The organism is Sphingomonas trueperi, from assembly GCF_040545665.1.
Taxonomy (GTDB): Bacteria; Pseudomonadota; Alphaproteobacteria; order Sphingomonadales; family Sphingomonadaceae; genus Sphingomonas; species Sphingomonas trueperi_B.
Window position 1 is genome coordinate 549,545 of sequence record NZ_JBEPMH010000002.1, and the last position, 26,603, is coordinate 576,147.

The following is a 26,603-nucleotide window of genomic DNA, read 5'->3' on the forward strand; positions in this document are numbered from 1 at the left end:
CCCGCGGCGGTGTTGCTCGAGATCAGGCCGCTACCGAGGTCGAGAAGTCCTCCGCCGCCGCGCGCAGCTGGTTCAGCCGATCGTCCACCTCGGTCACGTCGTGCTGGAGCGTATCGATCTCGCTGGTGACGCTCTTGGTGTCCTCGCGGATCGCCCCGATCGTGGCCGACATCGAATCCGCCGCCAGCGCGGTCTCGTCCACCGCCGCGGTAATCGCGGTGACGGTCTGGGCCTGCACTTCCATCGCGGTTCGGATACGGTTGGCGCTTTCCTGCACCTCGGAGACGGTTGCGCGGATCGAGGCGTTGGTCTCCACGGTCGAGCGCGTGGCCGACTGGATCGCGGCGATCTTGGCGGCGATGTCGTCGGTCGCGCGTGCGGTCTGGCTGGCGAGGCTCTTCACTTCCTGCGCCACCACCGCGAAGCCGCGCCCGGCATCCCCTGCCCGCGCCGCCTCGATCGTCGCGTTGAGCGCGAGCAGATTGGTCTGCCCGGCAATGTCGCGGATCAGGCCGAGGATCGATTCGATCGACTTGGCGTGGTCGGAGAGCATCTCGCTCATCCCCACCGCCTCGCTGGCCTGGCCCGAGGCGCGCGTGGCGATGCCGGCTGCGGCTTCCACCTCGGTGCGGGCATCCTCGATCGCGCGGATCAGCCCCGCCGCGGTCATCGCCGCCTCGCGCATCGCCACCGCCGACTGCTCGGCCGCCGCCGCGACTTCGCTCGCCTTGCCGAGCATGCCGCGTGCCGCGCTGGAGGCGCCCTGCGCCTGTACCCGGATGCGATTGCCCAGCATCGTCGCGCCTTCGATCGATTCGGCGATGCTCGCGCGGAACTGGTCCGAGCGCGCACGGCGCTCGTCGTGGACCGACTCGGCGTCGCGCGCGCCGAGATGGCTGGTCATCAGGTCGATTTCGGCCATGCCGATGCGCTGGATCGCGTCGCACAGCCGCGCGAACCGCGCCGTGTCGTCGCCCAGCACCGCCTGCAGCGCCGCGATCGTATGGCTATGGGCATAGGCAAAATGGCCAAACAGCACCGGAAGCGGGATGCCGTGCGCATAGCTGTCCTGCGCATAGGCGCAGATGATCTCGGCCCATTGCGTGCCCAGCGGCTGGCGGTAGCGGGTACGCAGGAACGCCACGCCATCGGTGACATAGCCTTCGGTATCGATCCTGCTGCGCATCCGCTGACCGGCCTGGGTGCCGAGAACGTGCCGCTGGCAGCTGCGCGCAATCCCTTCCCAGGCATGCTCCAGCAGATCCGCGACTTCGCTGCAGGCGGCAACCAGCGTGCCGTCCCAGTCATAGTCGCGGCACCAGTCGTCGAACGCGCGGACGCCGCCGCTCCACTGGCCGGGTTTGCGGCTGACCGACATTGCAGACTCCATCACGCCGCGACCTTGGCGACGAACTCGCCGGCGCTGCCCTTCAGCGCGCCGAGCTGTTCGTCCAGCGTCGCAAATCCCTGGCCGACCCGGTCGATCTCGGAGGCGACCGCCTCGGTATCGGCGCGGATCGCGCTGATCGTCGCCGACATCGAATCGGCCGCCAGCGCGGTCTCGTCCACCGCCGCGGTAATCGCGGTGACGGTCTGGGCCTGCACTTCCATCGCGGTTCGGATACGGTTGGCGCTTTCCTGCACCTCGGAGACGGTTGCGCGGATCGAGGCGTTGGTCTCCACGGTCGAGCGCGTGGCCGACTGGATCGCGGCGATCTTGGCGGCGATGTCGTCGGTCGCGCGTGCGGTCTGGCTGGCGAGGCTCTTCACTTCCTGCGCCACCACCGCGAAGCCGCGCCCGGCATCGCCGGCTCGCGCCGCCTCGATCGTCGCGTTGAGCGCGAGCAGATTGGTCTGCCCGGCAATGTCGCGGATCAGGCCGAGGATCGATTCGATCGACTTGGCGTGGTCGGATAGCATCTCGCTCATGCCCACCGCGTCGGTCGCCTGGCCGCTCGCGCGGGTGGCGATCGCCGCCGCCGCTTCGACTTCGGTACGCGCATCCTCGATCGCACGGATTAGGCCGGCCGCGGTCATCGCCGCCTCGCGCATCGCCACCGCCGACTGCTCCGCCGCCGCCGCGACTTCGCTCGCCTTGCCCAGCATGCCGCGCGCCGAGGCGGAGGTGTGGATCGCCTGGCCGCGCAGCGCCTCGCCGCCGCGCGACGCCTGCTCGACGGTCGCGCCGATCGAACTGTGGAAATCGGTCGCCAGCCGGTCGCGCGCCACCTGCGCGCTGTGCTCGCGATACATGTTGTAGATCTCGACGGTGATGTCGGCCTCGAGCGCCGAGAGGCGCATCAGCGTGTCGACCAGCACCGGCAGCCGCGGATCGGCGCCGCCCACCCTGCGGATCAGCACTTCCAGCGCCGCGCGGTCGCTCGCGCTGATCATCGAGAGCAGCGCCATCGGCGGCACGCCCTTCTCATAGGCGGCCGCGACCGAGCGCTCGATCGATTCGATCCAGGTCTTGGTCGTCGTCTCCAGGAAGCGCGCGCGCAGGAACACCACGCCCACGTCGATCATCTTGGCGGTGTCCGAGGGCGCCCAGTCGCGCTCTTCGGGGAAGCAGCGCACCCATTGGTGCCAATAGGCGGCGGAGACGCCCTCGATCTCCGGCTCGAGCACGTCCCAGCATTCGCGACTCGATTGCTGGAGCGAGCCTTCGAAATCGAACACGTGCAGCCGCGCCGCCACGTCGATCCGCGCGCTCATCGTGCCGGCCGCCGCCAGCGCCTGGGTGGAAACCGAATCGCTCACCTACGTCACATCCCCGGTCGGCGGCCGGGCTTCGGCCGCATCGGGCCAAGCTATGTCGCTTCAGTGGTTAAGAGCCGGTTAGGAGCGGGTATGCGATGGCGGATCCGCAACATCTTGCGCCCACCGCCCGGCTGAACCTAAGGGCAATCCGTCTTGCATCCTCGTCTGGCGGGATTAAGGAAGCCCGCGTCGACCGAAAGGATTTATCGTTGGCCAACGTCCGCAACACGGCACGACCGCTGTCGCCGCATCTCGGCATCTATACCTGGGGACCGCACATGGCGGTCTCTATCCTCCACCGCGCCACCGGCTCCGGCATGGCGACCGTGGGCACCGGGCTGTTCGTCTGGTGGCTGGTCGCGCTCGCCTATGGCCCCGATGCCTATGCGACGTTCCTCGACGTGTTCACGCTGTCGAACGGCAAGCTCAACATCTTCGGCTATATCGTCGGGATCGGGATGAGCCTGTCCTTCTTCCAGCACATGGCCTCGGGCGTGCGCCACCTGTTCCTCGACGCCGGCGCGAATTTCGAGCTGCGCGCGAACAAGCGCACCGCGCTGACCACCTTCGCGGTCAGCATCCTCGCCACCGCGATCTTCTGGGTCGTGCTTCTGGAGAAGGCGAATGGGTAACGGAACCCAGCTCGGTCGCGTCCGCGGCCTCGGTTCGGCGCATGAAGGCGCGGGCGAATGGTGGAAGCACAAGGTCTCGGCGGGATCGAACCTGCTGCTGGTGCTGTGGCTGATCGTCTCGATCGCCCTCCTCCCGGCCTATGACTATGCGACGATGCAGGCCTGGATCGCCCAGCCGCTGGTCGCGGTGCCGCTGATCCTCCTGGTGCTCAGCGTCACCTTCCACTTCCGTCACGGCCTGCAGGTCGTGATCGAGGACTATCAGCACAACGAGACGCGCTTCGTGCTGATCGTCCTGCTCGAATATTTCACGATCACCGTCCGCGTGCTCGCGATCTTCGCCATCCTGAAGATCGCCTTCACCACCACCGGAGTGGCCGCCTGATGCCCGCCGCCTACAAGATCATCGACCATATCTATGACACCGTCGTCGTCGGCGCGGGCGGCTCGGGCCTCCGCGCGGTGATGGAAGTGGCGCAGTCGGGTCTCAAGACCGCCTGCATCACCAAGGTGTTCCCGACGCGCAGCCACACGGTCGCCGCGCAGGGCGGTATCGCCGCCAGCCTCGGCAACATGGGTCCGGACCACTGGACCTGGCACATGTACGATACCGTCAAGGGCTCCGACTGGCTCGGCGACCAGGACGCGATCGAGTATCTGACCCGCGAGGCCCCGGCCGCGGTGTACGAGCTCGAACATGCCGGCATGCCGTTCAGCCGCACCGAAGAGGGCAAGATCTATCAGCGCCCGTTCGGCGGCATGATGCAGAACATGGGCGAAGGCCCGCCCGCGCAGCGCACCTGCGCTGCGGCGGACCGCACCGGCCATGCGATGCTGCACACGCTGTACCAGCAGAGCCTGAAGTACGACGCGGACTTCTTCATCGAATATTTCGCGCTCGACCTGATCATGGAAAATGGCGAGTGCCGCGGCGTGATCGCGCTGTGCATGGAAGACGGCTCGATCCATCGCTTCCGCAGCCATGCGGTGGTTCTGGCGACCGGCGGTTATGGCCGCGTCTACCAGTCGGCCACCTCGGCGCACACCTGCACCGGCGACGGCAATGCGATGGTGCTGCGCGCCGGCCTGCCGCTGCAGGACATGGAGTTCGTCCAGTTCCACCCGACCGGCATCTACGGCGCGGGCGTGCTGATCACCGAGGGTGCGCGCGGCGAAGGCGGCTATCTCACCAACTCCGAGGGTGAGCGCTTCATGGAGCGCTATGCGCCCTCGGCCAAGGACCTCGCCAGCCGCGACGTCGTGTCGCGCTCGATGGCGATGGAGATCCGCGAAGGCCGCGGCGTGGGCAAGGAGAAGGACCATATCTTCCTTCACCTCAACCATATCGACCCGAAGATCCTGGCCGAGCGCCTGCCCGGCATCACCGAGACCGGCAAGGTCTTCGCCGGCGTCGACCTCACCCGCCAGCCGCTGCCGGTGGTGCCGACCGTCCACTACAATATGGGCGGTATCCCGACCAACTATCACGGCGAGGTCGTCCACCTGAAGGACGGCAACCCGGATGCGGTGGTCCCCGGCCTGTTCGCGGTCGGCGAAGCGGCCTGCGTGTCGGTGCACGGCGCCAACCGCCTGGGCTCCAACTCGCTGATCGACCTCGTCGTGTTCGGCCGCGCGACCGGCAAGCGGATCGTCGACATCCTCAAGCCGAACACCCCGCACCACCCGCTGCCGACGGATTCGGAAGCGCTGGCGCTGGGTCGCCTCGACCATTTCCGCAACGCCAACGGCGGCACCCGCACCGCGCAGCTGCGCGCCGACATGCAGAAGACGATGCAGCGCCACTGCGCCGTGTTCCGCACCGAGGAGCTGATGGCGGAGGGCGTCAGCCACATGGAGCAGGTCTACAAGGGCCTGGAGGACGTGCATGTCAGCGACCGTTCGCTGGTGTGGAACACCGATCTCGTCGAGACTCTCGAGCTGGACAATTTGCTCGGCCAGGCGATGGTGACGATCCGCAGCGCGATCAACCGCAAGGAAAGCCGCGGCGCGCACATGCACGAGGACTTCCCCGAGCGCGACGACGCCGGCTGGATGAAGCACACCATCGCGACGTTCGACGGCTGGGGCGGCAAGGGCGGCACCACCGCGATCGACTATCGCCCGGTGCACGACTATACGCTCACCGACGCGATCGAGTATATCAAGCCGAAGAAGCGGGTGTACTGATCCGCTTGGCGGATGGGTTTAGAGAAGGCCGGGGCGGCGACGCTCCGGCCTTTTTGTTTGTGGAGCGGGCGGACGCTGCGCCCAGCCGTCATCCCGGCGAAAGCCGGGATCCATTGGGGTCGCCGTAGCGGCTCTCGCTGGTAGCGAGGGGCGTCTGGATCCCGGCTTTCGCCGGCATGACGACAATTGCGAAGTGGCCGCTACCGAAGAACCCCGAACCGCGCACTCGCCAGATGATGCGCATGGCAGATGGCCACCGCAAGCGCGTCGGCCGCATCGGCGCCGACGATCTTCACCCCCGGCAGCAGCCGCGAGACCATCGCGTGGACCTGCTCCTTGTCGGCATTGCCCACCCCGACCACGGACTTCTTGACCGTGCTCGGCTTGTACTCGCCGACATCGATCCCCACCCGCGCCGCGGCGCACAGCACCACCCCACGCGCCTGGCCGAGCTTGAGCGTCGACTGCGCATTGGAATTGACGAACACTTCCTCGACGGCAGCCGCCTCGGGGGCATGATCGGCGATCAGCGCGGCGAGCATCGCATCGAGATGGGCGAGCCGGTGCGGCAGCGTGGCCTTGGTGTCGGTGACCAGCTTGCCATGCGCGACATGGCCGAGCCGATTTCCCTCGGCGCGAATGAGCCCCCAGCCGGTGGTGCCCAAGCCGGGATCGAGACCGAGGATGATCACAGATCCTCCCCGGCACGGGGAGGGGAACCAGCCGAAGGCTGGTAGAGGGGGCTCTCCACCAGCGAGTCCATCGGGGGAGCCCCCCTCCACCACCGCTTCGCGGCGGTCCCCCTCCCCGTTCCGGGGAGGAGCAAGTAGATCAACCCAGCTTCTCCATCACGTCGTCAGGGATCTCGTAATTCCCCCAAACCGTCTGGACGTCGTCGTCGTCGTCCAGCGCGTCGAGCAGCTTGAACAGCGTCGCCGCGTCGTCCGCGCCCACCGTCACCATCGTCTGCGGCCGCCAGGCGAGCTTGGCGCCCTCGGACTCGCCGAGCACCGGCTCCAGCGCCTTGGCGACTTCGTGCAGGTCGCCCTGCGCGGTCCAGATCTCGTGGCCGTCCTCGCTGCTCGTCACGTCCTCGGCACCCGCTTCCAGCGCCGCCTCGAACACCTTCTCGGCGTCGCCGGCGCTCGCCGGATAGGAGATCAGGCCCAGGCGGTCGAAGCCGTGGCTCACCGAACCGGCGGTGCCGAGGTTGCCGCCGTTCTTCGATACCGCGGTGCGCACGTTGGTCGCGGTGCGGTTGCGGTTGTCGGTCAGCGCCTCGATGATCAGCGAGACGCCCGCCGGGCCGAAGCCCTCGTAGCGGATCTCTTCGTAATTATCGCCTTCGCCCTTGCTCGCCTTGTCGATCGCGCGCTGGATGTTGTCCTTGGGCATCGACTGCGCCTTGGCGGCGTTGATCGCGGCGCGCAGGCGCGGGTTCATGTCCGGGTCCGGCAGACCCATCTTTGCCGCCACGGTGATTTCGCGGCTGAGCTTGGAGAACATCGCCGAGCGCTTCTTATCCTGCGCGCCCTTGCGGTGCATGATGTTCTTGAATTTGGAATGGCCTGCCATGGTGAACCCGAACTGCCTGCGGTTTGGAGAAGGTGGAAAGCGCTCGCCTTAGCGCGGTTGGCCGCCGAGCGCCATTGCGGGGCTCAGATGCCCAGCGCCTGCTTGTAGGTCTCGAGCAGCATCTCGGCCTCTTCGCGGTGATGCTTTTCCATCTTCCGCAGGCGGACGATGGTGCGCATCGTCTTGACGTCGAAGCCGGTCGACTTGGCTTCGGCATAGACGTCCTTGATGTCGTCGGCGATGCCCTTCTTCTCCTCTTCGAGACGCTCGACACGCTCGATCAGGAGGCGGAGCTGCTCGGCGGAAATATTGTCGGACATGGGTGTTCTAGCTCCTGAAGCATGGGATCGGACGAGACAGCCGCGCGAGACCGCGCGGGCCGGACCGTCCGAAGAGAAAGGAATCAGGCGGGCCCTGTACGCCAGCCGGCGCCTTCGCTCAACCTCAGTCCTGCGGGAAGACCTGCCGCCTGCCGCCCAGCTTGTGCACCACGCCGCCGCGCACCACCGTGTCGACACGCTCCAGCACGGTCACGTCCTGCAGCGGATCGCCCGCCACCGCGATCAGGTCCGCCGCCTTGCCGGGTTCGAGCGAGCCGAGTTGGTCCTTCCGCCCGAGCGCATCGGCGGCGTCGAGTGTCGCAGCGCGGATCGCTCCCGCCGGCGTGAGCCCCGCGCGGACCAGCAGCGCGAATTCCTTTGCATTCTCGCCGTGACGCGACACGCCGGTATCGGTGCCGAATGCGACTTTCACCCCCGCCTTGATCGCCTTGGCATGGCTGGCGGCAGCGGCGGCCGCAGCCGCTTCGGCCTTAGGAATCGTCGCTGGCGGCAGCTTGCCCGCGCGGGCATTGGCGAGCGCGGTCACCGGCGCGATCATCGTCGGCACCAGCCACGTGCCGTGCGCCTTCATCGCCGCGATCGTCGCATCGTCGAGGAAGCTGCCATGTTCGATCGAATCGGCCCCCGCCTCCACCGCACCGCGCACGCCTTCCGCCGCATGGGCGTGGACCGCAACGCGACGGCCAAAGGCATGCGCCGTATCGACGATCGCCTTCATCTCCTCGTCGGACATCTGCTTGCCGAGACCGCCCGCGACGTTGGAGAGCACACCCCCGGTCGCGGCGAACTTGATCACCTGTGCGCCGAGGCCGATCTGCTGGCGCACCGCACGGCGGCAATCATCGGCGCCGTCGCAGGTGTTGATCTGGCGGTGCGCCACGGCTTCGGCAAATTCCTCGGCAAGCCCGTTGGTGCCGTCGCCATGCCCGCCCGAGACCGAGATCATCCGCCCGGCATTGACGATTCGCGGACCCGCGATCGCGCCACGCTCCACCGCATCGCGCAGGGCCCGGATCGCGCGGGGATTGCTGCCGAGGTCGCGGACGGTGGTGAAGCCTGCTTCCAGGTCGCGCCGCGCATCCTCGATGCCGATGACGAATTCGTCGGCCTCGTCTTCAGTGAGCGCGTTCATCCGCTCCTTCACCGGGTCGCCCTCGGAGAAGAGGTGGACGTGAAGATCGAACAGCCCCGGCAGCACGAACTTGTCGCGCAGGTCGACCAGGGTCGCCCCAGCCTCGGGCGCGATGAAGCCGTCGCGGACTTCGGCAACCTTGCCGTCGCGCAGGATCAGGGTGCTATTGCCGCGCGGCGTCTGCCCGGGTTTGTCGAGCAGACGACCCGCCTGGACATAGGTGACCTTGGAGGAAGGCTGGGCAAAAGCGGGAATGGCCACGGAACAGGCCAGCGCGGCCAGCAACAACGTCTTCATTCCCGTCTCCCCCTGTCGCCCCCGTTTCAGGCCCGCCTCAGGCGTGGGGGTCGGTCATGCTGGGAGGATCACTGGCCGGGAAGCTCTCGTCAAGCGCCTCGTCGAGTTCGTCGTCGCGGCCCTCGTTCTTCTTCAGGCTCTCTTCCATGCGCGCCAGTTGCTCGGGCGTGGCCTCGCTCTGGTACTTCGCCTTCCACTCGGATTGCTCCATCCCGTAGACGATTCGGCGTGCATCGGCCTTGGCGATGCTCGGATCCGCCTCGTGGATCCAGTCGCCCAGGCAGTTCCGGCAAAAGCCCGAAAGCCCCATCAGATCAATGTTTTGAGCATCGTGCCGGTGGCGCAGATGGCGCACCAGCCGGCGGAACGCTTTGGCTGCTGTTGCGTCATCCAGGCGATCTAGTTCATCCATTTGGCACCTCCGCAGTTGATGTTAACGCATTTGGGGCTAGAGGCGGGCACGCACAAGCCGAGGAAGACAACGATGACACAGGCGATCTCCCCCCGCTCGCGCAAGGTGCGCGTCCTGGCAACATTGGGACCGGCCAGCGCGTCGCCCGAAATGATCGAGAAGCTGTTCCGCGCCGGCGCCGATGCGTTCCGCATCAACATGAGCCATGGCGACCAGGCCTCCAAGATCCCGCTGTTCGAGGCGATCCGCGGCATGGAGGCGACCACCGGCCGCCCGACCACGATCCTGGCGGACCTGCAGGGCCCGAAGCTGCGCGTCGGCAAGTTCGCCGAGGGCAAGGTGATGCTGGTCACCGGCCACCAGTTCACGCTGGACCGCGACCCCACCCCAGGCGACGCCACCCGCGTCGAGCTGCCGCACCGCGAGATCTTCGAAGCCGCGCACGCCGATGCGCGCCTGCTGCTTGACGACGGCAAGCTGGTGCTGCGCGTGACCGACGTCGCGCCCGACCGGCTGACCACGATCGTCGAGGTCGGCGGCGCGCTGTCGAACAACAAGGGCCTCAACGTCCCCGACATGGTGCTGCCGCTGGCCGCGCTCACCGAGAAGGACCGCAGCGACCTCAGCTTCGCGGTGGAGCAGGGCGCCGACTGGATCGCGCTCAGCTTCGTCCAGCGCCCCGAGGATCTGATGGAGGCCCGCCGGCTGATCGGCGGGAAGGCCGCGCTGCTCGCCAAGATCGAGAAGCCCTCGGCCATCGCGCGCCTCGAGGAGATCCTCGAGCAGTGCGACGGCGTGATGGTCGCCCGCGGCGATCTCGGCGTCGAGCTGCCGCCGCAGACCGTGCCGCCGCTGCAGAAGCGCATCGTCGAATCGGCGCGTCGCCTGGGCCGCCCGGTGATCGTCGCGACGCAGATGCTCGAGTCGATGATCGAGAGCCCCTCGCCCACCCGCGCCGAAGTCTCGGACGTGGCGACGGCGGTGTATGACGGCGCCGACGCGATCATGCTCTCGGCCGAAAGCGCCGCGGGCAAGTGGCCGATCGAATCGGTGTCGATGATGAACTCGATCGCCGATGCGGTGGAACGCGATCCGGCGCATGGCGACCGCGTCCACTTCACCGTGACCAAGCCCGACCCGACGACCGCCGATGCGCTGGCCGAAGCGGCGAAGAACATCGCCGCAACGGTGTCGGCCTCGGCGATCATCTGCTTCACCAGCTCCGGCTCGACCGCGCGCCGCATCGCCCGCGAGCGGCCGCTGGTGCCGATCCTGGTGCTGACCCCGGAACGCGAAACCGCGCGTCGCCTCGGCCTGTTGTGGGGCACCCACGCGGTGCAGACGCGCGACGTCGACTCGTTCGAGGAGATGGTCGCCAAGGCCAAGCGCATGGCGCTGCGCCACGGTCTCGCCAAGGCGGGCGACCGGGTGATCGTCTGCGCCGGCGTGCCGTTCAAGACGCCGGGCTCGACCAACGTGCTCCACGTGGTGACCCTGCTCGGCGACGAGCTGAGCAGCTATACGGGTCCGGACGGGAACTGACGCCTATGCGCCCTCTCCCCACCGGGGAGAGGGAGGAGCCCGCCGCCGGAGGCGGTGGGAGGGAGAGGGGAATGCTGCCAGGGTGCAGCCGTGCGAGGCTACGCCTCGCTCACCCTCTCCAAGCTGCGCTAGGCAGCAAGCTGCCAAGCTTCGCTATCCTCTCGCTCAAGGGAGAGGATTTTGCCGATCGTCTACCCCCGCCCCATCCGCATCGCCGCGCCGGCGACGAAGGGGCAGCCGGCCACCAGCACCAGACTGATCGCCGTGAGCAGCTTGATCGCGCCGGGCTCGCCGCTGGTGGCGCCCGCACCGAAGATCAGCAGCGGCACCGCGAAGGGCAGCATCACCAGCCCCGCCAAGGCACCCGCGCCCCGCAATCCCGCCACTAGCGCCGCCGTCGCCACACCCAGCGCCGCCAGCCCGGGCGTGCCGATCGCCAGCCCCAGCAGGATCGTGCCCAGCGCCGTGGCCGGTACGTGCAGCAGCGCCGCCGCCACGCAGGTCGCGGCCAGCAGCGCCGGGCCGAAGCCGAGCCAATGCCCGAGCATCTTGGCGGCGGCGATCCCGGCATCGGAGAAGCCGCGTACCACGAGCTGATCGAGCACCCCGCTCTCGGCATCGGGCGTCACCAATCGCTCGACCGGGAGCAGTGCGGCGAGCAGCGCCGCCGCCCAGATCACCCCGCCGCCGATCCGCGCGAGCAGCCGTCCGTCGGGACCCACCGCGAAGGGGAACAGGATCGCGACCAGCAGGAAGAAGGCGATCGGCAGCACCAGCCCGCCGCTGCTCCACGCACGCCGCAACTCGCGCCACACCAGGGCGATCACAGCGCGATCTCCCGCGCGCCCGGCAGCGCGATCGGCTGGTGCGTCGCGACCAGCACGACGCCGCCGGCGGCACGGTGCGCGGCGATCCGCGCTTCCAGCAGCGCGACCGAGGCAGTGTCGAGCCCATTGCCCGGCTCGTCGAGCAGCCAGACGGGCGCGCCGCTCGCCAGCACCCGCGCGAAGCCCGCGCGCCGCCGCTGGCCGGTCGAGAGCAGCCGCACCGGCACATCGGCGATATCCGCCAGCCCCACGGCGTCCAGCGCATCGGCAACCGCGTCCCCGCGCCCGTCGAGCCCCGCCCAGAAGCCGAGCGCCCCCGCGAGCGTCCGCTCCGCATCCAGCGCGGCGGTTTCGCTGAGCAGCGCCCGCGCGCCGTCCCCCGTCACCTGCCCGCCGAACGGGGCGAGCAGCCGGGCGGCGATGCGGATCAGGCTCGACTTGCCGACGCCGTTGGGCCCGAGCACCAGCCCGGCCTCGCCGGGCCCGAGCGCGAAGCTGAGCCCCTCGAACAGGATCCGCCCGCCGCGCAGGCAGGTCACGGCGTCAAAGGCGAGGCCTGGGTTCAATCCGCGGCGTCTTCCAGCGCGTGCATGTCGTCGTCGGACAGCCCGAAATGATGGCCGACCTCGTGGACCACGACATGATGGACCAGCCGCTCGAGCGATTCGCCGGTCTCCACCCATTCGTCGAGGATCGCGCGGCGATAGAGGTGGATGCGATCGGGCAGGCCGCCCGAATCGAACGCCGATTTCTCGCCGATCGGCCGGCCGTGATAGAGTCCGCTGAGCGCAAAGGGATCGTCGATGCCGAGCGCGTCGAGCGTCTCCTCGTCGGCGAACTCTTCCACCAGCAGTACCACGTCGGCGAGATGCGCCTGGAAGGGTTCGGGAATGCGGGCCAGCGTAGCGCGGGCGAGGCGCTCGATCAGGGCGGCATCGGGGGCGAAGGTTGGCGCTTGCTCCGGCATGGCCGAATGCATAGGCGGAGCGGCAGAGAACGAGCAAGGAGGGGATACCATGGTAGCGCGTTTGACCGACGGCCTGCGCGAGGAATCGCTCGCGGCACTGCCGGCGTGGAACTACGAGCCGGGGCGCGACGCGATCACCCGCCGCTTCCTGTTCGCCGACTTCACCGAGGCTTTTGCGTTCATGACCCGCGTGGCGCTGATCGCCGAGAAGGCGGACCATCATCCCGAATGGTCGAACGTGTGGAACCGGGTCGACATCCTGCTGACCACGCATGACGCGGGCGGGCTTTCGACCAGGGACCTGCAACTGGCGGCGGCGATCGATGCGCTGGTGAAGGGGTAAGGACGAAGAACTGGAGTCGCGGCCCTAGCGCCCCCCTCCCGCTTGCGGGAGGGGACGGGGGAGGGTGAGGGAGGGAGGCAAAGGTTGAAATCTCGAAGATGTACTGCTTGACCGCCCCCGCAGCGTCTCGCCCGCTTCCCTTACACACCCTCCCCTAACCCCTCCCGCAGGCGGGAGGGGGATTGTAAGAAGCGGGAGGAGGATCGAAATGGCTCACTCCCTCGCATCCGGGCGCTCGTACAGGTCCCAGCGATGCTCGCCGGTTACCGTATCGGCGTACACCCGCCCCGCCGCATCCTTGCTCGGCACATAGCGGAAGCGCTTCTGGATCAGCTTGCAGGTGGTGTCGTCGAGATCGCGATTGCCGCTGCTCCGCGTGACGGTGCAGCTCGAAACGCGCCCGTTCACGCCGACCACGAAGCGTAGCCCCACCGTGCCGCTGGCCCCGGCGTTCAGCGCCCCGCGCGGATAGTCGGCATCGGTGATCCGGCCGCCGATCCAGCGGAGCGGCACGCCGCCCCCGCCGCCCGGGCCATTGCCGCGCCCGCCGCTGCCGGTCCCGTCGCCCTCGCCCCCCGCGCCCGTCCCCGGTCCCGCCACGGGTGCCGCACCGGACGACGAATCGCTGGCGGTGGCCGGCTTGGGCGCGGTCACCAGCGGCGGCGGCTGGAGGATCACCGGCGGCGGCGGTGCGACGACCTCGGTCGCCTTGGAGACGCGGTTTGGCGCCGCCGACGCGCCCTCGGCCTTGGGCGCCGCGCGCCGCCTGGCCGGCTCGGGTGCGGGCGGCGGCGGGGGTGGCGGCACGTCGAAGCTCAGCAGGTTCGCATCCGGATCGGCGCGGATTATCGTCTGCGCGCGCAATCCGGCGAACAGAAGCGCTGCCAGCAGCGCCTCCACCGCGATCGCCGCCACCGCACCGCGCGCCCGGGACCCTCCGGAGATCACCGGATTCGCCCCGATCGTTGCGGGTTCATGCAACCGAAATGTGGCATGACACATTGATACGCATCGAACACGAACCGAAGATGGGGTCCGAATATGCGTAAGACAATCGCCGCGCTCGCCGCCTTTGCCCTGGTCATGCCGGTCGCGATGCCGATCAGCGCCGCCAGCGCCCAGTCGCGCTACGAAGGCAAGTCCAAGTCCAGCCGCAACTATCGCTATGTGAAGAAGTGCCGCAAGTCGAAGGGCGAGGCCGGCCTTATCGCGGGCGGCGTCGCCGGTGCGGTGGCCGGCCCGGCGATCATCGGCGGCGGCCTGCTCGGCGCGGCGGCCGGCGGCGTCGCCGGCGCGCTCGGCGGCCGCGCAATCGATCGCTCGATGACCGCGAAGAACCGCTGCACCTATGTGCGCGTTCGTCGCTGATTGAGCGGAGGGGCGGGCCCGGTCCCGCCCCTTTCCAAAACTGCCTGCATCGGCCAAAAACCGGCCATTCCCGCGACGCGCTTTCGCGCCGCCCCCGAAGATGCAGGAAGTACGCGTATGTCCAGCTATGCCGATCGTCTGAACGCGCTGCGCGCGCAACTCGCGCAGGATGCGCTCGACGGCTTCGTCGTACCGCTCACCGACGAGCACATGTCCGAATATGTCGGCGCCTATGCCCAGCGGCTGGCCTGGCTCACCGGCTTTCAGGGTTCGGCCGGCACAGCCGTGGTGCTGCCGCAGGAAGCGGCGATCTTCACCGATGGGCGCTATACCCTCCAGGTCCGCCAGCAGGTCTCGGCCGATCACTGGGAATATGTCGGCGTGCCCGCGACCAGCGTCGCCGACTGGCTGGGTGCGCATGCCCCGAACGGCGGCCGCATCGGCTATGATCCCTGGCTGCACACGCGTGCCTGGGTGGAGGAAGCGCGCAAGGCGCTGGCCGAAAAGGGCGCGACGCTCGTTCCCGTCACCCGCAACCCGATCGACGTGGTCTGGGGCGACCAGCCCAGCCCGTCCGACGCGCCGCTCGCGGTGCTGGACGAGGCGCTGGCCGGCAAGTCCTCCGCCGCCAAGCGCGCCGAGATCGCCGATTGGCTGCAGGCGCGGAACGCCGACGCGGTGGTGATCGCCGCGCTCGATTCGATCGCCTGGACCTTCAACGTCCGCGGCGACGACGTCACCCACACGCCGGTCGCGCTCGCCTATACGGTGATCCATGCCGACGGCACCGCCGACCTGTTCGTCGCGCCGGAGAAGGTGACCGATGCGGTGCGCCAGCATCTCGGCAACGCGGTGCGCATCCAGGATCGCGCCGCCTTCGCGCCGGCGCTGGGCGGCTTTTCGGGCAAGCGCGTCGTCGCCGATCCGGGCACGGCGGTGTCGGCGATCTTCGACGGGCTGGAAGCGGGCGGCGCCACCGTGGTCGCGCTGCGCGATCCGGTGATCCTCGCCAAGGCGATCAAGAACCCCGCCGAAGTCGCCGGGCACAAGGCGGCGCAGGCGCGCGACGGCGCCGCGCTCAGCCGCTTCCTCAAATGGTTCGAGGAAACCGCGCCGCAGGGCGGCGTCACCGAAATATCGGCGGCGGACAAGCTGCGCGACTTCCGCGAGGCGACGGGCCGACTCAAGGACCTGTCCTTCGACACCATCTCTGCCACCGGCCCCAACGGCGCGATCCCGCACTACAAGGTCACCGACGAATCGAGCCTGCCGATCGAACGTGGCCAGCTGTTCCTGATCGATTCGGGCGGGCAGTATGGCGATGGCACCACCGACGTGACGCGCGTGATGCCGGTCGGCGAAGCGAGCCACGAGATGAAGGACCGCTTCACCCGCGTGCTCAGGGGCCATATCGCGATCGCCACCGCGATCTTCCCCGACGGCACGACGGGCGCGCAGATCGACGGCTTCGCGCGCCGGCCGCTGTGGGAAGCGGGCCTCGATTTCGCGCACGGCACCGGCCACGGCGTCGGCGCCTATCTGTCGGTGCACGAAGGTCCGCAGCGCATTGCCCCGCCCTCCTATCCGGGCGGGCAGGCGCTGGAGCCGCTGCGCGCGGGCATGTTCCTCTCGAACGAGCCCGGCTATTACAAGGCCGGCGAGTACGGCATCCGGATCGAGAACCTCGTCCACATCGTCGAGCGGACGATCCCGGGCGGCGACAAGCCGATGCTGGCGTTCGAGACGCTCACCTTCGCGCCGATCGAGCGCAGCCTGATCCTGCCCGAGCTGCTGACGCCCGAGGAGCGCGCCTGGCTGGATGCGTACCATGCCGAGGTGCTGGCGATCGTTGGCCCGCAGCTGGAGGGCGAGGAGCGGGCCTGGCTGGAAGCCAAGTGCGCGCCGATCGGGTGAACTAAAACATCCTCCCCGGCACGGGGAGGGGGACCATGCGCAGCATGGTGGAGGGGGACCGCCGCACGGGACACCCCAAGTGGAGAACCCCCTCCACCACCGCCTACGGCGGCGGTCCCCCTCCCCGTTCCGGGGAGGATCTGGTCAATCCGCCGATTCGGGGGGCCCCTGCTCCCCCTGCCCGGCCCCTTCCGCCTTCACGCCGCGCGCCTGGGCCTTCCGCCGCCGCAGGTTCTCGCGCAGTTTTTCGGCCAGTCGGGCCTGCTTATCCACATCCTTCATGCGAAAAGCGATAAACCGGCATGATGCGGGTTGACAATCACGGGCCTCCAAGCAAATAGGCCCCTCCCGCACGGCGCTGGTCGCCGCGGTTGGAAAACAGTGCTGCCGTAGCTCAGTGGTAGAGCGCATCCTTGGTAAGGCTGAGGTCGCGAGTTCAATCCTCGCCGGCAGCACCATTTTCCCTCCCGATCATCCCTAGACATCCGCGGTGCGACCGCCACGGCCCCGGATTCTTCGAGATATCGGTTCCCTCGTCTTGATCCCCCTGGTCCTGGCCAGCGCAGCGCCGCTTCAAAAGAGCTTCACCGGCGCGCTGCGCCCCTGAGTTTGGCGTGAAGCTCGCAGACATGTCGCCGAACCGCCTCCAGTACAGCGTCACTCGCCAGCCTTTTCTTTCTCTCACGGTCATCGGTAAATAGGCATTCGGGCGCCTTCGCGTCCCTGCGGCCGGCGTCCGCCACCGCCACCGTCTCGACCTGTGTCAGCGAAAGCCCGAAATGCGGGGCTATTCTATCGACCAGCGCGTCCGGTAGGTCAGCATAGTCGATCGCCATGCCAAGCGGTTCGGCAAGCGCCCGGATCGCCGCCTCGTGATGCTTCGCGAAGATCCGGGCGCACAGCGCCTCGGGGCCGGACGGATCGTCTCCGATGCCGTATAGCCCGGGCGGTACGAGCGAAGGCACTGTCTGGTACCCGCGCATCCGCATCTGCGAGACCAGCACCTCGACCGGGTCTCGAAACAGATACACCCATGGCACGTGCGGCAGGGCAGCCTGGATCAGCGGAAATGCGAGGATGTGCCAGCTGTCCAATTTGATGAAGCATTGCCGTTCGCCGTTCCGCGCGCGTCCCAGCGCCGCCACCATCGCCCGAAGCAATGCGGCGCCACGCTCGCCCCGCAGGTCGTTCCCGGCCATGGCGAGACGCACGGCCGCATCGAACGGCCCGGGTTCGGACAAGGACAGTGTCGCAGGAAGCGCGCCCAGCATCTGCGCGACCAGCGTCGAGCCACAGCGTGACATATGGTAGACGAGCCCGCGTAGCGGTGCTGCTTCGTCCACCGGCGCGTTGTCGATAAAATCGTCGAGCCTGGTGACGTGGCGGAAAACACGATTGAACGGCCGCGACAGCGCGCGCTGGATCGAATCGTCGAAGAAGCTGTCCTGCAGCGGATCATCGCCGAAATAGGCCCAGTCGACCAGGTGCCCGACATCCGACTCGACGATCCGCACCGGCAGCCAGGCGCGTGGAGGCCAGGCCGAGCTTGGCTCGACCGATGCCGCGCGGGCGCGGGGCGCCAGCGCATCCGGCACCAGCTTCAGTCCCAACGAACCGGCTGCCGCCATCGCACGCGCGCAGAAGAGGTCGTGGCGCTCGCACGCCCCGAGCTGCCGTTGCAGCTCGGGCGCAGCCATCACTGCCGCTTGAAAGGCCTGCAATGCGTTGCGCATTCTTCTCCCCCATCGCATGATCGCACGCAGCGGCGCTTTTGCAAGCAACGCAGGCCGTGGGCGGGGGAGGCAATCGTCGCGTGGAAGCGGAAATGCGCTACGTCTATCCCGATCGCGTGCGCTTGCCGCTGACCTTCGACTCGGCGCAGCTCCGCGCCGATCTCGCCGCGCTCGAGGCCAGCATCTGGACGCCGCATTTCGTACCGCAAAATTACAGCGGAGACTGGGGCGTCATGCCGCTCCGCGCGCCCGTCGGCGCCGAGCACCCCATCCTGAAGATTGCCGCCCAGCCGGACGCACGCGACTTCGTCGATGCGCCGGAGTTGCAGCGCGCGCCCTATCTGCGCCACGTGCTCAGCCACTTCGATTGCGCCTTACGCTCCGTACGGCTGATGCGGCTGGGGCCCGGATCGTGCATCCGCGAGCATCGGGACCTCGGGCTCTGCGCGGAGGAGGGCTTGGTGCGGCTTCACATCCCCATCCTTACCAATTCCCAGGTGCGGTTCGAGGTCAATCGCCAGCCCGTGGTAATGGTACCCGGCGAGGTCTGGTATCTCCGGCTGAGCGACCCGCACCGGGTGGACAATGCCGGCACCGACGCGCGCGTCCATCTGGTGATCGACGCGGAAATGAGCCCTTGGCTCGATGCGCAACTATGCGGAAGCGGCTGAGGCCGCATCCCACCGCATGGGTTGGTGGAGGCCGTCGCCCGCGCCGGCATCATGGAATCCCAAACGCGCGTAGAGTCCGTGCGCGCGCCGGTTATCGACGGCAACCGTCAGCCCCACGCCACTTGCGCCGGCGGCGGCGGCGCTTTGCTGCACCCAGGTGATCAGCCTCGCGCCAAGTCCCCGGCCTCGCCAGGCGGCCGCGAGCAGGATGTCGACGATGCGCCATTCGGACGTGCTTCGATCGAGATACAGGCGGCCGATCGGCGCATCGTCCCGTAGCACGAGCCAGAAGTCCGCACGGGGACAATGCCGAACGAAATGATGGTGCTGGAGCCGGAATTGCTCCTCGGCAAAGGCCCGCTTCTCCGCCTGCGACCAGGGGTGGAACAACAGCTCGGGCATGCGGAGTTGGGCATACAGGCCGGACAGTTCGGGAAGGTCTTCCAGCGAAGCAGCGCGCAGCGTGATCCCAAAGGCTTGCAGCGCGCTGGTGTCGATCGCAGGGCGCCGACTGCGAGGAAAAGGTCGAAGCCCGGGTACCATCGCGTTCAATTATAGTTCTCTGATGGAGAATTCCGGCATTCGCGCGCTTCACACATTGCACACTTCACGGCAGGATACGTCGCGAACAACATTGTGCATGATGTGGAGGGGGATGACAGATGCATTTGCTTACACCCGAAGACTTCGAGCCCTGGATCGGCCGCAAGGTGCGGGTGGCCACGCTCCCCGATCCCGTGGAAATCACCCTGGAGCGTATTGATCGGCGCAGCCCGCTGCGCGGCTTCGATGTTCGCGAACCCTTTTCGCTGTTCTTCGAATCGCCGCTCCACGTCTTCCTGATCGACGGCACCTATGAGCTCGACTGCGGAAAGGGCGGCCCACACGCTATCTTGCTGACGCAGTTGCAACCCTCCGACCGTCGCTTTTACGAGGCCGTCTTTTCCTGACGGCGGAGGGCACGAAGTGCACCATGCGCATACACTGGGCACGGGCAATTGATCCACCGGATCAATTGCGTGCGGGATAGATCCCCCTCAGCGCGATATTGGTTTGCATGGCCAGAAACGGGCTCATGACGGAAAATGGGATGTTGCTCCCAGCAGGGCCGACCTGAACCGACCCTTGCGGCGTAAAGCTGCCACCCGTGATGTTGACGCCGCCCAGGTTCACCGGCGTGCCAGCGGTGCCCGCCGGAACGTAGATTTTTACCGGGGCAGGACCGGCATTCGCACAGTTCGCCAGGAAAGAGCCATCCGCAGGCGTATTGACTTGCGTGGTGGTTTGACCGGTGAACGCCTGAAGCGAACCGCTAGCCGTTGTCTGCCCCGCTGCCCCGACGAAGGTGGCGGTGTGGTTGTGCTGGGGCATGTTGGCGGTTGTCAGTGTCTGGTTTTCGGCGCCCCCGACCTCGCCCGGATCATAGGTTTGGCCGCTGGCCGTGCTGAGCCCGAGCCCCAGAAACGATCGACCTGCTGCATTGGGCAAGGCGAAGGTGCTCACGCCATTGCCGCCGAAGGTAGTGCCCAGCAGCGCGAACAAGGCGTTGTTCTGGCTAATGGCAATGATCTGACCGTTACACGAAGCCCAGCCCGCTGGCGCGAAACTGAAACCGGTGTGCATGATCTGGCCAATAAATGGATCCGACAAGGCTTCCCCCTCCTCAACCGTTCATGACGGCACCGTATCAAAAACGGGTCATGCCGACTTGGCATTTTAGATACACGATCACGGCGCTTTGCAAGCCGATTCTGGAAAAGCGATCGAACGGCGACGAAGCATCGGTTGGATAGCGTGGCAAAGGGACGCCATCGTGGCAGCTTAGAGTCCGTGTCGTTCGCTGCAGCGCGGAATATTTGACTAATACACCAAATTTTAGAAGCTTATGCACGAGCGCGATAACGTGGAATTCACATTTTCGGCGTATCCAGTTGCCGATAAAGTGAAACTTCTATAAGAGTGTGGCGCCCTAAGGGGGGCAGCTGGGGGCTTTGTACATGGTTTGGGGTTTGGGGAAGGTGCAGTCCGCCTGTGGCCGGATTGCTGCTGCTGTTTTCAGCGAAACGCACCACAAGGATGCAGTGGAATCGGCTCGTACGACTAGGCGGCCTTCCTGGCTGGCGCAGCGGAAACTTCGCGCGGCAGTCATGGGCGGCATGTTCGTCTTCGCACCGGCGCAGGCATTTGCTGCATCAGCTACCTGCAACCAGATCAACACCTTCAGCCGCACCTATACTGTCAATCAAGCTGGCGATCCCGACTACAACTTCAGCCAGCCGCCCGTAAACGGGGAAACGGTAACCTATTCCTGGTCCGGCAACACGCAGGGCGCACATGTCTTCATCGTCTATACGCGAAACGATGGCAGCACCTTTGTGTCTTCGTCTGAAGCGGTGCCAGACTCTACCGCAGCGAGCGGGAGCGGATCGTTCACCTTCACCGGGACTGGCGGCGCCAATGATACTTTATATGTGGGGCTGTCGAGCTACGACATCACTGGCAACAACACCAGTCCCGTGCCCTTCGGAAATGATAGAAGTGTCCAGATCAACGTAAGCTGTTCAGCGGGTACTTCACTCGGCGTTACGATGACCCACAGCGGCAATGCCGTGCAGGGCGGGTCGCTCGCGTACACGATCACGCCCAGCGTCTCGGGTGGCGCGACCACCAGCGCGACGCTGACCGCCGCCTTCACGCTGCCGAGCGGCATGACCTATTCGAGCGCCTCGGGCTCGGGGTGGAGCTGCAGCGGATCGGGCCAGACAGGCTCATGCACGCGCACGACCGCCTTCAGTGCGGGCTCGGGACCGACGATCACGCTGAACGCGAACTTCGCCAGCAACGCTTCGAGTCCGCTCACGCCCTCCGTGCAATTGTCGGGTGGCGGCGCATCGAATACCGCGAACGCCTCCGATAGCACCGTGGTGTTGTCCACCCCGACGGTAACCTCGATCGCGCCGACGTCGGGATCGGCGGCGGGCGGCACCAGCGTCGTGATCACCGGTACGAGCCTGAGCGGCGCCACCTCGGTCGTCTTCGGGGCGACGGCGGCGGCGGGCTACACCGTCAACAGCGCCACGCAGATCACCGCGACATCGCCCGCGGGCAGCGGCACGGTGGACGTGCGCGTCACCACCGCCGCCGGCACCAGCGCGACCAGCGCGTCCGACCAATTCACCTATGTCTCGGTGCCCGTGGCATCGGCCTACACCGCCCCGGCCGTTGCCTATGGTGCGTCCGGCGCAACATTCAGCCTCGCAGGCCAGGTGTCGAATAGCCCCACCAGTTACGCGGTCGGATCGGCGACCACCGCCAACGGCGGCAGTGTCTCGATCAACAATGCGGGCCTGGTCACCTATTCGGCACCGGCCGGATATCGGGGCAACGACAGTTTCACCTACACCGCCAGCAACGGCGGCGGCACCTCGGCGCCCGCCACGGTGACGGTGCCGGTCAGCAATCCCACGCTGTCCGCCAGCCTGACCGGCAGCGGCACGCGCGGCACGGCGCTGAGCGGCGTGCAGATCGTCACCAGCGGCGGCACCGCGCCCTATAGCTGCAGCACCACGCTCGCCTCGGGCGCGCTTCCTGCCGGCACCCAGCTCAACAGCAACTGCACGATCACCGGCACGCCGACGGCGAGCGGCACGTTCGGCTTCACCGCGAATGTGACGGACAGCTCGACGCCCTCGGGCTTCACCCAGGCGACCGGCAGCCTGTCGCTGGTCATCGCCTCGCCGACGCTGACGTTGTCGCCGGCGGCGGGCGCGCTTCCCGCCGCGACTGCCGGCACGAGCTATTCGCAAAGCTTCACCGCGGGTGGCGGCACCGCACCGTACAGCTATGCCATCACCGCGGGCACGCTTCCCACTGGACTGATCCTTTCGGGGAGCACGCTCACGGGCACGCCCGGCCAGACCGGCACCTTCAACTTCACCGTCACCGCCACCGACAGCGCCTCTGCGGGCAGCGGCGGCCCCTATACGGTGTCGAAGAGCTACTCGGTCACCGTCGGCGCGCCGACCATCGCCTTGACCCCCACGACGCTGACCGGCGCGACCGCCGGGGTCGCGTACAGCGAGGCGATCACCGCGAGCGGCGGCGTCTCGCCCTACACCTATTCGGTCACGGCGGGGGCATTGCCTGCGGGCCTCACGCTCTCCAGCAGCGGAACGCTGTCCGGCACACCGAGCGCGGGCGGCACCTTCAACTTCACCGTGACCGCCACCGACAGCTCGACCGGAGCGGGCGCGCCGTTCACCGGCAACCGTGCCTATTCCCTCACCGTCGCCGCGGCGACGATCACGATTACCCCCACCAGTCTGCCAACCGGGGCCGCAGGAACGCCGTACAGCCAGACGCTGACCGCGTCGGGCGGCAACGGCACCTACACCTTCGCCGTCACCGCCGGCGCGCTGCCGCCGGGTTGGACCCTGTCGTCCAGCGGCGCGCTGTCCGGCACGGCCACGGCGAGCAACGCCTACGCCTTCACGATCACCGCCACCGACCAGTCGACCGGCACGGGCGCGCCTTATAGCGGCAGCCGCGCCTATTCGGTGAACGTCACAATTCCCTATTTCTCGGTTACCCCACCGACCCTGTCGGGCACCGTCGATCAGGCCTATACCGGCAACTTCGTCGCCGGTGGCGGCACGGCGCCCTATACCTACGCGGTGTTCAGCGGTACGCTGCCGCCAGGACTGAGCCTCGCCACCAACGGTACCCTGTCAGGCACGCCGACATCGGCGGGTACGTTCGGCTTCAGCGTTGTTGCGCGGGATAGCACGGCGGGTGCGGGCTCGCCCTATGGCGTCGTGGAGCATTTCAACTTCACGGTCAGCCCGCCCTCGGCGCCGACGACCGGGCCGGTCAGCGCCACCGTCGCCTATAATTCGTCCGCGAATTCGATCACGCCGGCCCTGTCCGGGCCTACCGCCACCAGCGTGGCGGTGGCGACGCCGCCGGCGCATGGTACCGCCACGGTCAACGGCCTGGCGATCGAATACACGCCGACGGCCGGCTATTATGGCGCGGACAGCTTCACCTATACCGCAACCAATGCGGGGGGCACCTCGGCCCAGGCGACGGTGAGCATCACCGTCAGCACGCCCGCAGCACCCACCGCCGCGAACCGCAGCGGCGTGGCGATCCCGTACAACAGCGGCGGCACCGCGATCGACCTCTCGACGTCGATCTCCGGCGTCCACACCAGCATCACCGTGGCCACCGCGCCTGCGCACGGCACGACCAGCGTGGCGGGCGACGTGGTCACCTACACCCCGACTGCCGGCTATGACGGCGCGGACAGCTTCACCTATACGGCCACCGGCCCCGGCGGCACCTCCGCCCCCGCAACCGTGGGTCTCGTGGTCGCGACGCCCGCAGCGCCGACCGTCGCCGATCGCAGCGGCGTCGCGGTCCCGAACGGCAGCACCGGTACCGCGATCGATCTCAGCAGCTCGATCACGGGCGTGCACACCAGCATCGCCGTCGCCACCGCCCCTGCCCATGGCACGACCAGCGTGGCGGGCGACGTGGTCACCTACACGCCGGCCGCCGGCTATTCCGGCGCGGACAGCTTCACCTACACGGCCACGGGTCCGGGCGGCACGTCGGCCCCGGGAACGGTGAGCATCACCGTGAACGCGCCGGCGGTGCCGACCGTGGTCGCTCGCAGCCTGACGGTGGACTATAACAGCCCCGGCACGCCGATCGATCTCGCCGCGTCCGTGACCGGCACCTACACCAGCATTGCGGTCGCCGGCGCGCCGACCCATGGTACCGCCACCGTATCGGGCAGCGTGATCACCTATATCCCGACCAAGGACTCGTTCGGGGCGGACAGCTTTACCTATACGGCTACCGGGCCAGGCGGCACGTCCGCGCCCGCGACCGTGACCGTCACCGTCGCGACGCCGCCCCCGCCGGCCGCGGAACCGGGCAACAGCACCGTCCCCGCGGCCACCGCTGCGCAGCCCGGCGTCAATACGGAGATCGACCTGTCCGCGCTGGTCAACGGCAACTTCACGTCGATCGAGATCCAGACGCCGCCGTCGCACGGCACGCTGACGCTGCGGACCATCACCGCCTCCCCGAGCGGCGGGGTGCGTCCGCTTGCGGTGACCACGGTTACGGCGGTCTATACGCCGAACGTGAACTATTCCGGCCCCGACAGCTTCAGCTTCGTCGCGGTCGGGCCGGGCGGGCGGTCGGCACCCGCCGCCGTGACCATCCAGGTCGTCGCCGCGGTCCCGCAGGCGCTGCCCAAGACGGCAGAGACGGGCGACGGACAGCGCGTGTCGGTCGACCTGACCGCCGGCGCGCTCAACGGCCCGTTCACCGGCGCGGCGGTAGTGGGCATGACGCCGACGGACGCGGCGGTCACCCAGGTGGTCGCCAGCGGCTCGGGCGCGACCCAGGCCTATCGCCTCGACATCGTTCCCGCGGCACGCTTCGGCGGCAAGATCGTCATCCAATATACGTTGAGCAACGCCTTCGGCACGTCGGCGCCGGCGACGGTTACCGTCACGGTCGCCGCGCGCGCCGATCCAACGCTCGATCCCAATGTGCGCGCGCTCAGCGACGCACAGGCCGAAGCGGCACGTCGCTTCGGACGGACGCAAGTGGCGAACTTCATGCGCCGCACCGAGCAGCTGCATAACGGCGGCGGCTCGAGCAAGCCGCAGATGGGCGTCAGCCTGGCCTCGCGGGACCAGCATCCGATGATGCGCGACAACTCTGCCTTCGATGCGTACGCCGCGACGATCACCGAGCGGATGCGCATGTCGGGCGAGGATCCCGCGCTGGGTGCCATCGCCCGTACCAGGCCTTCGGCCATGAACGGCGGTGGCGCCCTCGACATGGCGCCCGGGAACCCGCGGCGGGCGGCTATGGCCGGTTCGACGGTCGGCACGGCCCCTGCCGCGCGTCCGACCGCCCAGGGCAGCGACGATGGCGAAGGTGGTGACGGCACGCGTCGCAAGGGGTCCGTGGCCCTGTGGACCGGCGGCGCGATCGACATCGGCACCCAGGATGCGACCAGCGATCGTTCGAAGATCACCGCGACCACGTCGGGCCTCAGCACGGGCGCCGACATCAAGTTGGCTGAAGGCGTGCTCGTCGGCATCGGCGGCGGCTACAGCAACGATGTCAGCCGCATCGGCGGCGACAAGGCACGGGTCCGCAGCCAAAGCCGACTGGTCGCTGCCTATGCCAGCCTGATGCCCGTGGAGGGCGCCTTCATCGACGGCATGGTGGGCGTCGGCGATCTGAGCTTCATCACGCGCCGGCTGGAGAAGACGACGAACGCCACCGCGCTCGGCAGTCGCGACGGCAACTTCACCCTCGGCGCGCTGGCGCTCGGGATCGATCGCGACGGCGGGCCGCTGCGCTGGTCGCTCTACGCGCGCGGCGAATTCCTCCGGGCCAATCTCGACGGCTATGTGGAGAGCGGCGCCGGGCGCATGGATCTGCGGTTCGACCATCGCGACGTCCATTCGCTGACGGGCACGCTCGGCGCGCGGCTCGAAACGGAGCGCCGCTACGGCGAGGTCACGATGACGCCGCGGCTGCGCTTCGAGTGGAACCACGAGCTGCAGGAAGCGGCCGCGCAGCGGCTCGATTATGCCGACATTCCCGGCCAGTCGCTCTACAGCATCAGCACCTTCGGCTGGTCGCGCAACCAGTACCAGCTCACCCTTGGCACGCGGTTGGGACTGCCGCGCAACTGGACGGTCGACCTCGAAGGCGGGTATCGCGGCGGTGGGCAGGAAACCGCGGGAACGCTGCGCGTCGTGGTCGGTAAGGAGTTCTGACGCGGCGTACCGGTCGCCGCACGACGCGTTGGTCGGTCGTCTCGGGAAAAACGGCTGATGGGCCGGGGCGGTCACCACGACCGCCCCG

At 67.9% G+C, this 26,603-nt stretch carries 27 protein-coding genes and 1 tRNA gene; 11 read left to right on the forward strand and 17 right to left on the reverse strand.

Annotated features, from left to right (window positions below; translation table 11 throughout):
- Window positions 1-22: 22 nt before the first annotated feature.
- Both ABIC65_RS10000 and ABIC65_RS10005 read right to left on the reverse strand, forming a co-directional pair.
- Window positions 23-1,378 (reverse strand): methyl-accepting chemotaxis protein, encoded by a 1,356-nt coding sequence (locus ABIC65_RS10000; RefSeq protein WP_354308381.1) that lies wholly within the window; start codon window positions 1,376-1,378, stop codon window positions 23-25.
- Between the two features lie 11 nt (window positions 1,379-1,389).
- Window positions 1,390-2,715, reverse strand: coding sequence for a methyl-accepting chemotaxis protein (locus tag ABIC65_RS10005; protein ID WP_354308613.1), 1,326 nt, complete (start codon window positions 2,713-2,715; stop codon window positions 1,390-1,392).
- A gap of 254 nt (window positions 2,716-2,969) precedes the next feature.
- On the opposite strand from ABIC65_RS10005, the gene sdhC reads away from it, so the two are divergent.
- Genes sdhC through sdhA form a run of 3 tightly spaced genes read left to right on the forward strand, consistent with a single transcriptional unit; the run spans window position 2,970 to window position 5,579 of the window.
- The gene (gene sdhC / locus ABIC65_RS10010; RefSeq protein WP_354308382.1) at window positions 2,970-3,392 is read left to right on the forward strand and encodes a succinate dehydrogenase, cytochrome b556 subunit; all 423 of its coding nucleotides are present in this window, start codon (window positions 2,970-2,972) and stop codon (window positions 3,390-3,392) included.
- Window positions 3,385-3,777, forward strand: a complete 393-nt coding sequence (sdhD, locus tag ABIC65_RS10015) for a succinate dehydrogenase, hydrophobic membrane anchor protein (RefSeq protein ID WP_354308384.1) — start codon at window positions 3,385-3,387, stop codon at window positions 3,775-3,777. Before sdhC ends, sdhD begins: the two co-directional genes overlap by 8 nt.
- Window positions 3,777-5,579, forward strand: a complete 1,803-nt coding sequence (gene sdhA / locus ABIC65_RS10020; RefSeq protein ID WP_354308386.1) for a succinate dehydrogenase flavoprotein subunit — start codon at window positions 3,777-3,779, stop codon at window positions 5,577-5,579. Before sdhD ends, sdhA begins: the two co-directional genes overlap by 1 nt.
- 200 nt (window positions 5,580-5,779) lie before the next feature.
- Here sdhA and ruvC read toward each other — a convergent pair whose 3' ends face one another.
- The 5 genes from ruvC to ABIC65_RS10045 all read right to left on the reverse strand — a co-directional run bounded on the left by ruvC (window position 5,780) and on the right by ABIC65_RS10045 (window position 9,336).
- Complete coding sequence (gene ruvC / locus ABIC65_RS10025; protein ID WP_354308387.1) at window positions 5,780-6,271, reverse strand: crossover junction endodeoxyribonuclease RuvC; 492 nt, start codon at window positions 6,269-6,271, stop codon at window positions 5,780-5,782.
- A 139-nt stretch (window positions 6,272-6,410) separates the two neighbouring features.
- On the reverse strand, window positions 6,411-7,154 hold the full coding sequence (locus ABIC65_RS10030; RefSeq protein WP_010543234.1) for a YebC/PmpR family DNA-binding transcriptional regulator: 744 nt from the start codon (window positions 7,152-7,154) through the stop codon (window positions 6,411-6,413).
- 83 nt (window positions 7,155-7,237) lie between these two features.
- Entirely contained in the window at window positions 7,238-7,474 is a 237-nt protein-coding gene (locus ABIC65_RS10035; protein ID WP_010543233.1) for a DUF2312 domain-containing protein, read from the reverse strand.
- Window positions 7,475-7,598: 124 nt separating this feature from the next.
- On the reverse strand, window positions 7,599-8,924 hold the full coding sequence (locus tag ABIC65_RS10040) for a metal-dependent hydrolase family protein (protein ID WP_354308389.1): 1,326 nt from the start codon (window positions 8,922-8,924) through the stop codon (window positions 7,599-7,601).
- Window positions 8,925-8,961: 37 nt separating this feature from the next.
- Window positions 8,962-9,336, reverse strand: a complete 375-nt coding sequence (locus ABIC65_RS10045) for a DUF1244 domain-containing protein (RefSeq protein ID WP_354308391.1) — start codon at window positions 9,334-9,336, stop codon at window positions 8,962-8,964.
- A 72-nt stretch (window positions 9,337-9,408) separates the two neighbouring features.
- On the opposite strand from ABIC65_RS10045, the gene pyk reads away from it, so the two are divergent.
- The gene (gene pyk / locus ABIC65_RS10050) at window positions 9,409-10,878 is read left to right on the forward strand and encodes a pyruvate kinase (RefSeq protein WP_354308393.1); all 1,470 of its coding nucleotides are present in this window, start codon (window positions 9,409-9,411) and stop codon (window positions 10,876-10,878) included.
- A gap of 191 nt (window positions 10,879-11,069) precedes the next feature.
- Here the strand turns inward: pyk and ABIC65_RS10055 are convergent, their stop codons facing one another.
- From ABIC65_RS10055 to ABIC65_RS10065, 3 genes are read right to left on the reverse strand one after another with little or no spacing between them, the layout of a single operon-like run.
- A complete protein-coding gene (locus ABIC65_RS10055; RefSeq protein ID WP_354308395.1) occupies window positions 11,070-11,705 on the reverse strand; it encodes a heme exporter protein CcmB in 636 nt (211 codons plus the stop codon).
- Window positions 11,702-12,271, reverse strand: a complete 570-nt coding sequence (ccmA, locus tag ABIC65_RS10060; RefSeq protein WP_354308396.1) for a heme ABC exporter ATP-binding protein CcmA — start codon at window positions 12,269-12,271, stop codon at window positions 11,702-11,704. Before ccmA ends, ABIC65_RS10055 begins: the two co-directional genes overlap by 4 nt.
- Window positions 12,268-12,672, reverse strand: coding sequence for a metallopeptidase family protein (locus tag ABIC65_RS10065; RefSeq protein WP_354308397.1), 405 nt, complete (start codon window positions 12,670-12,672; stop codon window positions 12,268-12,270). The genes ccmA and ABIC65_RS10065 overlap by 4 nt, the downstream gene beginning before the upstream one ends.
- 49 nt (window positions 12,673-12,721) lie before the next feature.
- On the opposite strand from ABIC65_RS10065, the gene ABIC65_RS10070 reads away from it, so the two are divergent.
- Entirely contained in the window at window positions 12,722-13,015 is a 294-nt protein-coding gene (locus tag ABIC65_RS10070) for a 4a-hydroxytetrahydrobiopterin dehydratase (RefSeq protein WP_354308398.1), read from the forward strand.
- Between the two features lie 213 nt (window positions 13,016-13,228).
- Here ABIC65_RS10070 and ABIC65_RS10075 read toward each other — a convergent pair whose 3' ends face one another.
- Window positions 13,229-13,963: an energy transducer TonB gene (locus ABIC65_RS10075; RefSeq protein ID WP_354308400.1), complete on the reverse strand. Its 735-nt coding sequence runs from the start codon at window positions 13,961-13,963 to the stop codon at window positions 13,229-13,231.
- Between the two features lie 93 nt (window positions 13,964-14,056).
- Here ABIC65_RS10075 and ABIC65_RS10080 point away from each other — a divergent pair, with 93 nt between their 5' ends.
- Window positions 14,057-14,383: a hypothetical protein gene (locus tag ABIC65_RS10080; protein ID WP_354308401.1), complete on the forward strand. Its 327-nt coding sequence runs from the start codon at window positions 14,057-14,059 to the stop codon at window positions 14,381-14,383.
- Window positions 14,384-14,500: 117 nt separating this feature from the next.
- Window positions 14,501-16,297 carry an aminopeptidase P family protein gene (locus ABIC65_RS10085; RefSeq protein WP_354308403.1) on the forward strand — a complete coding sequence of 599 codons (1,797 nt, stop codon included), beginning with the start codon at window positions 14,501-14,503 and terminating at the stop codon, window positions 16,295-16,297.
- A 144-nt stretch (window positions 16,298-16,441) separates the two neighbouring features.
- Here ABIC65_RS10085 and ABIC65_RS10090 read toward each other — a convergent pair whose 3' ends face one another.
- Window positions 16,442-16,579 carry a hypothetical protein gene (locus ABIC65_RS10090; protein ID WP_354308404.1) on the reverse strand — a complete coding sequence of 46 codons (138 nt, stop codon included), beginning with the start codon at window positions 16,577-16,579 and terminating at the stop codon, window positions 16,442-16,444.
- A 101-nt stretch (window positions 16,580-16,680) separates the two neighbouring features.
- Here ABIC65_RS10090 and ABIC65_RS10095 point away from each other — a divergent pair.
- Window positions 16,681-16,755, forward strand: a tRNA-Thr gene (locus ABIC65_RS10095).
- Window positions 16,756-16,881: 126 nt separating this feature from the next.
- On the opposite strand, the gene ABIC65_RS10100 is transcribed toward ABIC65_RS10095, so the two are convergent.
- Complete coding sequence (locus ABIC65_RS10100; protein WP_354308406.1) at window positions 16,882-18,030, reverse strand: hypothetical protein; 1,149 nt, start codon at window positions 18,028-18,030, stop codon at window positions 16,882-16,884.
- 92 nt (window positions 18,031-18,122) lie between these two features.
- On the opposite strand from ABIC65_RS10100, the gene ABIC65_RS10105 reads away from it, so the two are divergent.
- Window positions 18,123-18,701 (forward strand): aspartyl/asparaginyl beta-hydroxylase domain-containing protein, encoded by a 579-nt coding sequence (locus ABIC65_RS10105; protein ID WP_354308407.1) that lies wholly within the window; start codon window positions 18,123-18,125, stop codon window positions 18,699-18,701.
- Here ABIC65_RS10105 and ABIC65_RS10110 read toward each other — a convergent pair.
- On the reverse strand, window positions 18,684-19,244 hold the full coding sequence (locus ABIC65_RS10110; RefSeq protein WP_354308408.1) for a GNAT family N-acetyltransferase: 561 nt from the start codon (window positions 19,242-19,244) through the stop codon (window positions 18,684-18,686). The two genes, ABIC65_RS10105 and ABIC65_RS10110, sit on opposite strands and share 18 nt — an antisense overlap.
- Window positions 19,245-19,363: 119 nt before the next feature.
- Between ABIC65_RS10110 and ABIC65_RS10115 the strand changes: the two genes are divergently transcribed.
- Window positions 19,364-19,651, forward strand: a complete 288-nt coding sequence (locus ABIC65_RS10115; protein ID WP_354308409.1) for a DUF6916 family protein — start codon at window positions 19,364-19,366, stop codon at window positions 19,649-19,651.
- A gap of 61 nt (window positions 19,652-19,712) precedes the next feature.
- On the opposite strand, the gene ABIC65_RS10120 is transcribed toward ABIC65_RS10115, so the two are convergent.
- The 3 genes from ABIC65_RS10120 to ABIC65_RS10130 all read right to left on the reverse strand — a co-directional run bounded on the left by ABIC65_RS10120 (window position 19,713) and on the right by ABIC65_RS10130 (window position 21,702).
- The gene (locus ABIC65_RS10120; protein ID WP_354308410.1) at window positions 19,713-20,351 is read right to left on the reverse strand and encodes a phage tail protein; all 639 of its coding nucleotides are present in this window, start codon (window positions 20,349-20,351) and stop codon (window positions 19,713-19,715) included.
- Window positions 20,352-21,186: 835 nt separating this feature from the next.
- Window positions 21,187-21,411 carry a hypothetical protein gene (locus tag ABIC65_RS10125; protein ID WP_354308412.1) on the reverse strand — a complete coding sequence of 75 codons (225 nt, stop codon included), beginning with the start codon at window positions 21,409-21,411 and terminating at the stop codon, window positions 21,187-21,189.
- Between the two features lie 3 nt (window positions 21,412-21,414).
- Window positions 21,415-21,702 carry a hypothetical protein gene (locus ABIC65_RS10130; protein ID WP_354308414.1) on the reverse strand — a complete coding sequence of 96 codons (288 nt, stop codon included), beginning with the start codon at window positions 21,700-21,702 and terminating at the stop codon, window positions 21,415-21,417.
- Here ABIC65_RS10130 and ABIC65_RS10135 point away from each other — a divergent pair.
- Window positions 21,695-26,515 carry an Ig-like domain-containing protein gene (locus ABIC65_RS10135; protein WP_354308417.1) on the forward strand — a complete coding sequence of 1,607 codons (4,821 nt, stop codon included), beginning with the start codon at window positions 21,695-21,697 and terminating at the stop codon, window positions 26,513-26,515. The genes ABIC65_RS10130 and ABIC65_RS10135 overlap by 8 nt on opposite strands.
- Window positions 26,516-26,603 lie beyond the last annotated feature (88 nt).